This window comes from Microcystis sp. M079S1, from assembly GCF_020246425.1.
Lineage (GTDB): Bacteria > Cyanobacteriota > Cyanobacteriia > Cyanobacteriales > Microcystaceae > Microcystis > Microcystis aeruginosa.
Genome location: NZ_JADBSZ010000089.1, coordinates 1 through 12,768 on the forward strand (window position 1 = coordinate 1; position 12,768 = coordinate 12,768).

General features: G+C 44.0%; 11 protein-coding genes. 3 read left to right on the top strand and 8 right to left on the bottom strand.

Features of this window, described 5'->3' with window-relative positions; all coding sequences use genetic code 11:
* Positions 1-251: 251 nt before the first annotated feature.
* From IM456_RS05530 to IM456_RS05555, 6 genes are all read right to left on the bottom strand, one after another.
* Positions 252-1,109, bottom strand: a complete 858-nt coding sequence (locus tag IM456_RS05530; protein ID WP_149986307.1) for a hypothetical protein — start codon at positions 1,107-1,109, stop codon at positions 252-254.
* Positions 1,090-1,764, bottom strand: coding sequence for a helix-turn-helix domain-containing protein (locus tag IM456_RS05535; protein WP_041804010.1), 675 nt, complete (start codon positions 1,762-1,764; stop codon positions 1,090-1,092). The genes IM456_RS05530 and IM456_RS05535 overlap by 20 nt, the downstream gene beginning before the upstream one ends.
* A complete protein-coding gene (locus IM456_RS05540; RefSeq protein ID WP_287693144.1) occupies positions 1,761-2,576 on the bottom strand; it encodes a TIGR04255 family protein in 816 nt (271 codons plus the stop codon). The genes IM456_RS05535 and IM456_RS05540 overlap by 4 nt, the downstream gene beginning before the upstream one ends.
* Positions 2,577-2,850: 274 nt before the next feature.
* Positions 2,851-3,822, bottom strand: coding sequence for a ribose-phosphate pyrophosphokinase (locus IM456_RS05545; RefSeq protein ID WP_002783137.1), 972 nt, complete (start codon positions 3,820-3,822; stop codon positions 2,851-2,853).
* A gap of 133 nt (positions 3,823-3,955) precedes the next feature.
* Positions 3,956-5,749 (bottom strand): translational GTPase TypA, encoded by a 1,794-nt coding sequence (gene typA, locus IM456_RS05550; protein WP_002796752.1) that lies wholly within the window; start codon positions 5,747-5,749, stop codon positions 3,956-3,958.
* Positions 5,750-5,901: 152 nt separating this feature from the next.
* Positions 5,902-6,606, bottom strand: coding sequence for a DUF1997 domain-containing protein (locus IM456_RS05555; RefSeq protein ID WP_149986304.1), 705 nt, complete (start codon positions 6,604-6,606; stop codon positions 5,902-5,904).
* A gap of 127 nt (positions 6,607-6,733) precedes the next feature.
* On the opposite strand from IM456_RS05555, the gene IM456_RS05560 reads away from it, so the two are divergent.
* Positions 6,734-7,393: an SDR family oxidoreductase gene (locus tag IM456_RS05560; protein ID WP_149986303.1), complete on the top strand. Its 660-nt coding sequence runs from the start codon at positions 6,734-6,736 to the stop codon at positions 7,391-7,393.
* A gap of 331 nt (positions 7,394-7,724) precedes the next feature.
* Here IM456_RS05560 and lysS read toward each other — a convergent pair whose 3' ends face one another.
* A complete protein-coding gene (lysS, locus tag IM456_RS05565; protein WP_287693145.1) occupies positions 7,725-9,446 on the bottom strand; it encodes a lysine--tRNA ligase in 1,722 nt (573 codons plus the stop codon).
* A 149-nt stretch (positions 9,447-9,595) separates the two neighbouring features.
* Positions 9,596-10,165, bottom strand: coding sequence for a TIGR04376 family protein (locus IM456_RS05570; RefSeq protein WP_002797241.1), 570 nt, complete (start codon positions 10,163-10,165; stop codon positions 9,596-9,598).
* 425 nt (positions 10,166-10,590) lie between these two features.
* Here IM456_RS05570 and IM456_RS05575 point away from each other — a divergent pair, with 425 nt between their 5' ends.
* Complete coding sequence (locus IM456_RS05575) at positions 10,591-11,505, top strand: alpha/beta fold hydrolase (RefSeq protein ID WP_149986301.1); 915 nt, start codon at positions 10,591-10,593, stop codon at positions 11,503-11,505.
* A 34-nt stretch (positions 11,506-11,539) separates the two neighbouring features.
* Entirely contained in the window at positions 11,540-12,760 is a 1,221-nt protein-coding gene (ispG, locus tag IM456_RS05580; protein WP_287693146.1) for a (E)-4-hydroxy-3-methylbut-2-enyl-diphosphate synthase, read from the top strand.
* Positions 12,761-12,768: the final 8 nt, after the last annotated feature.

Below are 12,768 nucleotides of genomic sequence, written 5' to 3' on the forward strand. Positions count from 1 at the left end.
ACTCTTATAGAGAAAGACATTTGGCGATTTTTGTTAATTGTTTTCGATCTAGAGCGAACTAATCAATTAAGTCTCTTGCCGGATAAGGATTTAGTCGATTTATGCCCCCTGATCGAATCATACCAAGTAACGAAGAGCCCAGTTTTTTAGCCATCAGCTTGTTTCTCCCTCTTCCCTAAAACTGGAGACTTTGTATCTCACCAGTATCAGAATTGCGACAATATTTGGAAAACTTTTGTAATTATAGTTTTCTATAAATCTAAATTTTCAATATTGCTTTGGGCCATAGACAAATGATCAAGATCCAGTGGATCACTGTCAACATAATCTTTTGCGGTCATATCTTCTAAGCTTACTACTAAACCATTAGACTGAAAACGTCCAGATTTAGGTAATAAATTTAACCACTCGTATAGCCATTTGTCCCATCCAATGTCATTATAGTCCTCTTGTTCTTCTTCACGAATAAAATAAAACATAAGTTCAGGATTTTCATCATTCCACGAAGGTCTTGCACTAACTCTAATTTCTCGCAAAGCTCGTAAGGCTTCCCCTTCATAACTTTGTTTAGTATGCTTATCTTGCATCCGTTTTTGAAGTTTACTGACAAATTGAACAAAATCATCTGGAAAAGCAAAACGGATTCTTTTTCTTGCTATCGCTTGTCTTAAGAGTCTTTTTTCTTGATCAGTTACACAACCCTGTTGACGATTCCATTGTAAGATTAATGCTTTTTCGACTGTCATTACCCTATCGAGATCAGCTACTAAGTTTAGTTTGGCAAATCCTTCAATGTAAGCGTATTGAGGTCGTCTGCCTTTTTTTATCTCACTAATTTTTTCAGCTTCAATTTCTACCAGAGGAACAACTTCTAGAAAAGGACGTTGACAACAAGAACGGACAATATCGCAAGTTTGTGTAACAACAACTAGACCTTTTACTTCCGATTCTACAAGATCATTTTCTTGACCATCTTGCTTTGTAGAATCAGGTGTAAGAGGAAATTGAGGATTAAATCGATGAACAAACCACTGTTCTCCTAAAACAAAATCCCCTTGACACCATGTTTGTAACTCATTGTTAATGAGATCAATCTGTTTGCTTTCCACTGCGATTTTGACCACTCCTCAATGTTTTAGCAGGTCTAGAACGTCCAACATCATGATGAATAGAATCTTGTAAAGCATCAATTAATATCTCCGGTGGTAAAGGCCTACGAAGCTCACTCTCCTCCTCAGACAAAGGTCTTAATTGCGGTCTTTTGGGTGGATTACCACGCCCAAGATTCTCTCTTACTTTATCATATTCTCCTGATATTAATTGGTCTAAAGGCAGTTCCCCATCAGCATTAGGATTCAATAATAACTTACGGTTAAGACTTGCACTTCCTCGATCAATATATCTAATCACTCCCAGTAATCTATTTAATTTCTCCTCATTGTCACTAGCTAGAGGCTGTCCACTTGCCCAAAAATGAATGCTTCGACGTGAAACATTAAATAGTTTGGCAACTTGCTCCCAGGTCAGTCCACTGGTTTTTCTGAGTTCATTAATCGCTTTTTGACTATCTTGAAAAAGATGAGGATTGTGCTTCGGAACAACTATTTCACTATTAGTTCTTTCTGAAATCGCTAGTAACTTTTGAGCGGCAAGATTATCATAGCCAATGGTACTGGATTCCGCAATACCAGGAATCATTCTAAATCGTTTTTGAGGATTGATTGAGCCAAAAGTATTTGAACGTTCAATCACTAAGTTACTCATTGTTCACCTCCAAAGCGTCTTAGAAATTCTTCGGTTACTGACCATCTAAAAAAAGTATAAATTCTTTCAGAAAATCGTTTTGCATCCTCTAAAATTTTTTCAACGTCAAATTCTTGATTCTCTGAAATAGACATATCTAAATCAAGAAACCAACTCGGTTGATCAATCGGTTCAAAGACATTTGGATCAAAAGTAGCGTTACCTGGAATCAATCCCCATCTTGCTACAAGTGTCCCTTGGGTATTAGGTAACTGAAACAGAGATTCATTATAACTTTGAAGAATATGTTCTTGAAATGTTGACGCGGTGATATTTATCAGTTCTGATCTGACTAAATTAGAAATATTCCCTACATCAATACCCTCAATACGATCAACATATCTAATACCGATTCGCTCAACAAGGTTGGGTTGAATATGTTCATTAACCGCAGTTAAAACTTCTCTCATTCGCTCTAAAAAGTCCTGACGACTGACATACTTTGATGTGTCTAAGGTGACAAAATTAGATGCTAATGAGACTCGCCAATGATTATTGACATCTGTAAATCGCCAGATAACCTCAGCTTGAGATCTGACGGCATCTTTTTCTTGATTATCAAAAGTTAATTGATAAGTTCGTTCCTGCCGTAACTTAGGATACTTTGTTCTAATAGCTTCCTGAAATGGAGTCACAAATTTCCTATCCTCAACGGCCAGAATTTGTGGGAACCGTACTTGTCCAAGCACACACACTAGAGGTGCATTAGTTAAGTGAACCTCTGGAGGAGTTGGATCGATCAGTGGATTGTTAATATCGACCACTTTGGACATTTTAGGCTATTTATCTCCTATATTAAGCGTTTTTAGCTAATAGAACACAATAACTATCGGAAGAACTGTTCTGCATCTCCATTGTACGGCAAGACTGTGAAATAACCAGTGAAGTTTAAGAATTGCTATATTTAATTTTCCGATCGATTCTCTCTCTACACCTTCCCCCTCTCTCCGCGAGATGGAGTGGTTGATAATGCCATTAACCCACCCCATTTCCACAGAAAAGGGCTAAATATAAAAATTCCCCCTAGTTTTAGGGGGATTCGGCCATCTATTTGAACATATTACTCACGGAATTGTCCTCATGGATGCGCCATATGGCCTCCCCCAGAATCGGGGCAACCGGCAAGACTTTCAGTTGCGGGAAAAAATGTTCTTGGGGGACGGGAATCGTGTTAGTAACGATCACTTCCTCGACTATGCCACTGGATAAACGCTCGATCGCCGGACCAGAAAAAACCGGATGGGTGGCACAAGCATAAACCTGTCGCGCCCCCTTGGCTTTCAGTAACTGCGCCCCTTGAGCGATCGTACCGGCCGTATCGATCATATCATCGACTAAAACCGCCGTTTTATCCTTAACATCGCCGATCAAGTTCATCACTTCCGCCACATTATGGGTTTGCCGGCGTTTATCAATAATTGCTAGGGGAGCATCATTGAGTTTTTTGGCAAAAGCCCGCGCCCTGGCCACCCCACCCACATCGGGAGAAACCACGACGATATCGGGTAATTGTTTACTGAGAAGATAGTCCACCACCACTGGGGAACCGTAAACGTGATCGAAGGGAATATCGAAATAACCTTGAATTTGGGCCGAATGCAAATCCATGGCCAACACGCGACTTGCCCCCGCTTCCGTGATCAGATTAGCCACCAGTTTAGCGGCGATCGATTCCCGGCCGGCGGTTTTGCGATCGGCGCGAGCATAACCATAATAGGGAATTACGGCGGTAATTTGTCGGGCAGAAGCACGACGACAGGCATCAATCATGATCAACAATTCCATCAAATGATCGTTGACGGGATTGCAACAGGGTTGAATTAAATAGACATCACAGCCCCGGATCGATTCCTGAATCTGGATGTACAATTCACCATCGGCGAAACGTTTACGAATCATCGGACCCACATCCATGCCCAGATAACGGGCCACCTCTTGGGCAAGAGATACATTAGCGGATCCCGAAAAGAGACGAAGACGATTGCTGTCCGACGCGGCGGGAAACATCGGATGTCGCATCAAAGTAGCAGAATAGCTCACAGCAGATTCTTTACCCTCAAACTCAAGGCACTTTTTTCTATCATCTCAGTTTTGTTGAAAATCTGAGTGGATTTCTTTGTTAGATATTGCCGCCAGATTTTGTCAAAACCGATTAACGTTTGGCTAACTTTTTCACCGGTAATTTACGCAGACGGATCGATTTCGGGGTAATTTCTACCAACTCATCCGGTCCGATGTATTCGAGGGCGCGTTCGAGACTCATATCCACGGGGGATTGTAACTGAACCAATTCATCCCCGGTGGCGGAACGATGGTTAGTTAACTGTTTAGTTTTGCAGATATTGATCTCCACGTCTTGGGGCCGGTTGCTTTCGCCGATAATCATGTTTTTATACACTTTTGTCCCCGGAGTAATAAAAAATACTCCCCGGTCCTCGGCGTTTTTGAGGGCGTAGAAAGTGGCGACTCCTTCCTCAAAGGCAGTAATCACGCCATTGTAACGAGTGGCTAATTCCCCAGAGAAAGGACGATATTCGAGAAAACTATGGTTCATAATCCCCTCACCGCGACTCAGACGGATAAATTCGCCCCGGAAACCGATTAAACCTCGGGCCGGAATCACGAATTCCAATTGAGTACGGCCATTGCTGCCCGTCTGCATATCCTGCATTTCCCCTTTCCGTTGGCCGAGACGTTCGATACTGGAACCCACCGCTTCTTCGGGTACATCTAAAACGAGGTATTCGTAGGGTTCACAGGGTTGACCGTTAATTTCCCGGTAGATAACTTGCGGCTGCGATACTTGGAATTCGTAGCCTTCCCGACGCATGGTTTCGATGAGAATGCCTAAATGTAGTTCTCCCCGGCCCGAAACTAGGAATTTTTCGGCAGAATCACTTTCTTCTACCCGCAGGGCGACGTTAGTTTCTAATTCTCGCATGAGACGATCGCGAATTTGCCGCGAGGTGACAAAAGTGCCTTCCTGACCGGCAAAGGGAGAATCGTTCACCGAGAAGGTCATTTGTAGGGTCGGTTCATCGACTTTAATTAGGGGTAAAGCTTGCGGGTCATCGGCTAAAGTTACGGTTTCCCCGATGTTAGCGTCGGCAAAACCAGCCACAGCGACGATATTACCGGCGCTGGCCTCGTTTAGTTCCACCCGTTTGAGGCCCTCAAAACCAAGAAGTTTTGTTATTTTACCCTTGACAACCGCGCCCGTATCCTTTACTAAAGCTGCCTGTTGACCAGCTTTAATTACGCCGTTATGGATGCGGCCGATAACGATGCGTCCTAAGTATTCCGAGTAATCGAGGGTGGTTACTTGCAGCTGTAGGGGTTTGTTAACGTCCCCGGCCGGTGGTGGAACGTGGTGTAAAATCGCTTCAAACAGGGGCTGCATATCTTTGTCTTCGTCTTCGAGGCTTTCTTTGGCGAATCCTTGCATCCCGGAAGCGAACAGAGTAGTAAAATCACATTGGTCGTCATCGGCACCCAGTTCCACAAACAGATCGAAAACTTTGTCCACGGCTAGGTTCGGATCGACGTTGGGGCGATCAATTTTATTAACCACGACAATCGGTCTTAATCCCTTTTCTAGGGCTTTTTTCAGCACAAAACGGGTTTGGGGCATCGGCCCCTCGTTAGCATCGACAATCAGGATACAACCGTCCACCATACCTAAAACCCGTTCCACTTCGCCACCAAAGTCGGCGTGACCGGGAGTATCGACGATATTAATCAGGGTGTCTTGGTAACGAACGGCGGTGTTTTTGGCCAGAATGGTGATACCGCGTTCTCTTTCGAGGTCATTGGAATCCATGACGCAGGTGGGTACATCTTCCCCTTCTCGAAAGATTCCCGACTGTTTGAGGAGTGCATCGACGAGGGTGGTTTTCCCGTGGTCAACGTGAGCAATGATAGCAACGTTACGGATAGGCAGAGACATAAAATATTGAAGTAGTCTTAGGTTTATTTTTACAAGTAAACATTTCTTAATAATTCTAGCTTAGACTGACCAGCACCGTTAGCAAATCTTTATTTTTCCTTGGTTTCCCATCAGCAAGCTCTACTGATTACTGTTGACAGACCCCCCAAACCCTAGGCAAGCAACCCACCCTCGGATGAGTCGAGACGATAGAAAAGACGACTGGAAGCGGGGGGTAGGGGTAAATTAAAGCTAGAGTGAAAATCCTCTTGAACTTTGTAGGTTAAGCGAGGGGAAACTTGGCGAACAATTTGCGTCAACAGTTTGTCACCGGTTTTTTGGAGAATGGAACGGGGAATCTTATAAATAAACTTGGGAAACTTAACCATAACATCCATATGCAGTTCCCAGGTGATTTGGGTGATAACCGCCGGAATATCCCGTCCCTGTTGCCGAAAAATTGCCTGAATTTCCCGACTAGGAGAAGATAGCGGCATTTCCTCTAGTTTCATAATTGCCTGATAATCCACTAGATAGCCTAAAAACGGTTGATCGGGAATGGGGACACTGCGAGTATGATAGACTCCATTGACCGGCAGATCGAGAACCACAGCGATTTTCGGCTCCAGTTCATAGCCAAAAGCTCCATATTTACCGATGGTGATAATATAACCATTCTCACCGAAGGGCAGAGTTTTCATCGGTTCGGCACAACGACAAAACCAACCTTCGTGAGCGCCCAGATAATCGGCAACCTTGTCCTGATTGCTATACATATCCATGGCTCCGGCAAAATGGGTTTGAAAACCGAGAAATTGATTGTCTTCTTTGACTTCTACAGATTCGCGAGCTAGGGAGCTAATGGGGGGACGCTGCATGACTTATAAACCTGGAAACTAATGATAGTGCTAGAAACAGTTGGGGATTAACTGCCAAAGGATCGGGGAAATTTGTAGAATTGAGATTAGTGTAACGTATTGTTAAAAACTATTAGGTCAAGAAGCGATGAAAGCATTTGTAGCAGGAGCCACGGGGGAAACAGGACGGAGAATAGTTGCCCAATTAGTCGAACGTCAGATTCCCGTCCGCGCTTTGGTGAGAAACCGAGAGAAAGCGGCGGAAATTTTGCCGGCAGGGGTGGAAATCGTCGTCGGAGATGTTCAACAGGCCGATAAGTTAGAGGCACTAATCGCTGATTGTAGCGTTTTGCTATGCGCCACGGGGGCCAGACCGAGTTTTAATCCTACGGAACCTTTGTTAGTGGACTACTTGGGAACTAAAAATCTCATCGATGCCGCAAAAAAGAAAGGAATCGAACATTTTGTTCTCGTTACTTCCCTCTGTGTATCGAACTTTTTCCACCCCCTCAATCTCTTTTGGTTAATTTTATTCTGGAAAAAACAAGCGGAAGCCTATTTAATCAATAGTGGACTAACCTACACGATCGTGCGCCCCGGCGGCCTCAAAAACGAGGATAATCTTAATGCAATTAAAATGTCATCCGCCGATACCCTGTCTGAGGGCAATATTCCCCGCACGAAAGTGGCTTCCGTTTGCGTAGAATCCCTATTTTATCCCGCCGCTAACAATAAAATTCTCGAAATTGTTGCTCCCTCAGACGCTCCCAATCTCGACTGGCCACAATTGTTTCAAAGTGTCAGCTAAACAGTAATCAGTAATCAGTAATCAGTCCACTGATTACTGTTTACTGACGGCTGATAGCTGATCCTAAATCCGGTTATTAAAGACTGATTATCTATTCCCCCTTTTGCATGAGTGCCTGTCCTGATATGTAGCCTATACTCAACGGATTTAGTATGATAGCTGATAGCCGACGGCTGATAGCTGATAAGTAGTTGGACAAAAGTAAAGTTAACTGTGGGGTAAGGAGTCAGGAGTCAGGAGTCAGGAGTCAGTAAGAATTGCGGCAATTTACATTTCTTAAGATAGACAACAGAATTTATGTCCGACTACTTAACTGAAGTGACCCTAACTTTTACAATTCCTTATCAAAACTGTATTTATCGCGAATTTGTCCGACAAAAAACTGTCCTTTCGATGGTGCAGACTGAAAATCTTTATATACTGCCAAAGGTAGATCATGATAAAGATAGATACCACCGTGATTAAATTCCACTTTCAGAATTTTTTTGTCCTGATCGTAGTCAAAAGATTTAATCGCTGTACTTTGACTTTTTAATAAGGGGAAAGCAATTACATCGCGAATACTGGCAGAATCGGTTAATAACATGATCAGGCGATCAATGCCAATTCCTAAGCCTCCCGTGGGGGGCATTCCGTATTCTAAAGCGGTTAAAAAGTCCTCATCAACGCCTTGGGCCTCCAAATCTCCAGCCGCTTTTTTGAGTGCCTGTGCTTCTAATCTTTGCCGTTGATCGATGGGATCGGTTAACTCAGAAAAACTATTAGCTAATTCCCGTCCAACCACATATAATTCAAATCTTTCCACGAGGTCAGTTTTTGAGCGATGGGGTTTAGCTAAAGGCGAAATTTCCACGGGAAAATCTAGCACAAAAGTGGGCTGTATTAGGGTTTCTTCGACTTTTTGTTCAAAAGCTTCATTTAGGAGCTTACCGATGGTTTTACAGTCCTCTGGAACCCCAATGCCAGCATTTTCTGCGGCAATACGAGCCGACTCGAAATCCTCAAAACTATTAAAGTCAACCCCAGTTATTTCTTGAACTAATTCGTGCATAGTCACTCGTCGCCAAGGAGGAGTTAGGTCAATTACCGTGTCTTGATAGGTGATTTTCAGCGTACCTAAAACATCTTGTGCGGCATTAACAATAATGTTTTCAGTTAACTCCATCATGTCATAATAATCGGCGTAGGCCTGATAAATTTCGATGGAAGTAAACTCAGGGTTGTGTTTAGTAGAAACCCCTTCATTGCGAAAAATTCTCCCTAACTCAAAGACTTTTTCAAAACCACCCACTATTAATCTTTTTAGATGTAATTCGGTGGCAATGCGGAGATATAACTCCATCTCCAGCGTATTATGATAGGTGATAAACGGTCTAGCATCGGCTCCTCCTGCTTCACTTTGTAGCACGGGAGTTTCAATTTCAATAAAACCTTCTTGGTCTAAATATCTGCGAATGGCAGCGGTAATTTGGGCGCGACGGCGAAAAGTTTGTCGCACTTCCGGATTAACAATTAAATCCACATATCTTTGTCGATAACGTTTTTCTACATCGGTTAAACCGTGCCATTTATCCGGTAGAGGTAAAAGGGATTTGGTGAGAATTTCGTACTCGTTTACATAGATAGATAATTCCCCACGTTCTGTGCGTTTAATTGTGCCTTTTGCTCCTAAAATATCGCCCGTATCGGTCAGTTTAATCACCGTGTTAAAGGCATTCGGCACGGCGTACATGGTTTCACTAATGCGTTTTTTATCGAGGTATAATTGAATCGTTCCCGTTTCATCTTGCAGGTTAAAAAAGGCTAGTTTACCCATAATTCTTCGGGCAATAATCCGACCAGCAATTGCTACTTCAGCGCTAATTTCTTCCCCCGGTGCTAAGTCAGCATACTGCTCTTGTAATTGTTGAGCGTGAGCGGTAGATTTCCACTGGTAAGCGTAGGGATTTAAGCCAGCTTTTTGCAATCCTGCCACTTTTTCTAAACGAGCAGCCCGGATTTCTTCGAGGGTAGAGGAGGGTTGATTTTCAGGATTTTGTGCTTGAGATGCCATCGTTTTCTAAGAGGAACAATTCTGGGGAATTTTTAGGTGTTGGGTTTTGGGGTGTTGGGTGTTGGGGATTTCAGTTATCAGTGATCAGTTATCAGTGATCAGATGTGAGTTATCAGTTTACTGTTTACTGTTCACTGCTCACTGAAAAATTATCGTCCCATTTCTCGCTTTAATTTTTTCAATTCTTCTTCCATTTCCCATTCTTTAAATTTTAGATCGAGATTATCGTAGTTCGAGCGCTGATAGTCCGATTCTTGGGGTTGATCCCAAAAAGTGGTTTCCCAGTCACGGGACTGATTTTTAGGGGCTTTTTCGGCTTTAATTTGCACTTCTTGACGACGTTGTTGGACCTGTTGCAGTAACTCTTGGGATTGACTCAGACGTTTTTTCACCCCTTCCATCCGTCCCCAAAGTTGATTACCCTGACGAAATAGGGCCGCCTCGCGTTCACTAGCAGCCTTAAGCAAGTCCTGCCGTCCAGCGGCCTTAGCCTTATCAATTCTAGCGTGCCAAGTTTGGATATCTTGGGCAGTGGCCAAAATTTGCTGTTCGAGACGTTGACGCTCATTTTCTAGGGCGCTAATCAGTTTAGCAGTATCGCGCTCCTGTTCGCGCAGTTGTTCTACCAGCGCCTGTAATTCTAATTGGGGATGACTTCTGAGAAATTCTTCCAGTTGGGTTTCAAGAAAGCGACTGACATCATCAAATAGATTGCCCATCTGTGCAATATCCTAAATTTTCAATTAAAGTCTAGGAGCGATTTTAATCCCCCTCTTTTTAGCATAGGCTAGATCAACCCTAGATTTAAATAGGGTCTGCTGAAAAAGTTTTTCGGTGGTGGCAGGGTGTGGGGTGTGGGGTGTGGGGTGTGGGGTTTTACCGGTTTTGAAGTGGCCAATTACCTAATTTTCAGGGAAAAAGTCCAGGAATTTTCCCCCTGATTACTCCCATGCCTGGTACTTTTTGATTGACAAAAAGTCTAAAAGTTTTACCCAACAAGGTTTTTAGATTTATTCAGCAAACCCTAAATATATTTGGGAAAAGTAGTACAAAGATGTTATTCGGCTGCGGGTTAGGCACGGGGAAACCAGTATAATAAAACTAGAGTAATATTTACTAAAACCCTCTTAATTGTTTGACTTAAGTGACAACTTCACCAGCTTGGACAGAACGCATCGGTTATCAACGGGATTGGGTGTGGCGCGGTTGGCAAATTCGTTATAGTTTTATGCCGGCAAAAAACCCCCAAGATGCCGATAATCCCCCTTTAATTTTACTGCATGGATTTGGAGCGGCGATCGAACATTGGCGACATAATATTCCTATTCTCAGCCAAAATCATCGAGTTTACGCAGTAGATTTATTAGGTTTTGGTGGTTCGCGCAAAGTACAGGTTCCCTATACCGTTAATCTCTGGGTGGAACAAATACACGATTTCTGGCAAACTTTTATGAATAGACCGGTGGTATTAGTGGGAAATTCGATCGGTTCTTTAGTTAGTATGGCCCTAGCGGGTAAATATCCGGAAATGGTAGCTGGATTAGTTATGCTCAGTTTACCCGATGTCAGCCGTCGGCGGGAAATGATGACCGATTGGTTATTAAATATCGTCACTCCTATCGAAAAATTTTTCACTTCTCCTTGGCTATTAAAACCGATTTTTTACTATCTGCGTCGTCCGCAAGTCTTGAAAAAATGGACAGGAATCGCCTACGAAGACAAGAAAGCAGTCAGCGAGGAATTAGTGCAAATTATCGCCGCCCCAACCCTAGATGAGGGGGCAGCCGAGGCGTTTATTTCCCTGGCACAAGCTGTCAATCATCCCGAATATTGTCCACCGGCAAAGTTAATTTTACCACGCTTAGAAATACCGATTTTATTGTGTTGGGGCAAGCAAGATCGGATGGTTCCCGTCCAGTTAGCTCAGGGTTTTGTCTCCCTTAACCCTAGGATTAAATATGTAGAATTTGAACGGGCCGGTCATTGTTTACAGGATGAATGTCCTGACCGTTTTAACCCAATTTTATTAGAGTGGCTAGAATCTGTTCCTGTTCTTTGAGAGAATAGGGAGAGTGATTGTTGGTGATAGTCCTATGCAAACCTTGGAATCGACGCTCAACCCTCCCGCAACTGCCTCCGAATTCGACACCACGATTCACCGACGCAAAACCCGTCCCGTCCGGGTAGGTAGCGTTACCATCGGTGGTGGTCATCCCGTGGTCGTGCAGTCGATGATTAACGAGGATACCCTTGATATAGATGGTTCCGTGGCCGGTATCCGTCGCCTCCATGAAATCGGCTGTGAAATTGTCCGCGTCACCGTGCCGAGTCTGGCCCACGCCACCGCCTTGGCTAAAATTAGGAAAAAACTGCTCGCCACCTATCAACCCGTGCCGTTAGTAGCCGATGTACATCACAACGGCATGAAAATCGCCCTAGAAGTGGCCAAGTACGTCGATAAAGTGCGGATTAACCCCGGTTTGTACGTTTTCGAGAAACCGAAAGCCGACCGCACCGAGTATAGTCAAGCAGAATTTGATGAAATTGGCGAAAAAATTGCCGAAACTCTGAAACCTTTAGTTATTTCCCTGCGAGATCAAGATAAAGCGATGCGAATCGGCGTTAACCACGGTTCTCTGGCCGAAAGAATGCTCTTTACCTACGGCGACACCCCCGAAGGAATGGTACAGTCGGCTTTAGAATTTATCCGCATCTGCGAATCCCTCGATTTTCGCAATCTGGTCATTTCCCTGAAAGCTTCCCGCGTGCCAGTTATGGTGGCCGCCTATCGTCTCATGGTTAAGCGCATGGACGAGTTAGGTATGGATTATCCCCTACATTTGGGGGTTACTGAGGCAGGAGATGGGGAATACGGACGAATTAAATCCACTGCCGGGATTGCCACTCTCTTAGCGGACGGTATTGGTGATACGATTCGCGTTTCTCTGACGGAAGCTCCCGAAAAGGAAATTCCCGTCTGTTACAGCATTCTCCAGGCCCTGGGACTGCGGAAAACCATGGTCGAATACGTTGCCTGTCCTTCCTGTGGTCGCACTCTTTTTAATTTAGAAGATGTCCTGCAGCAAGTGCGCGCAGCGACTCAACACCTCACCGGACTCGATATCGCCGTTATGGGTTGTATTGTCAACGGACCGGGAGAAATGGCCGACGCAGACTATGGTTATGTGGGGAAACAGGCCGGTTATATCGCCCTTTATCGCGGTCGCGAGGAAATTAAACGCGTCCCCGAAAGTGAAGGTGTAAGCGAGTTGATTAATTTAATTAAAGCCGATGGCCGTTGGGTAGAACCTTAATTAGTTTT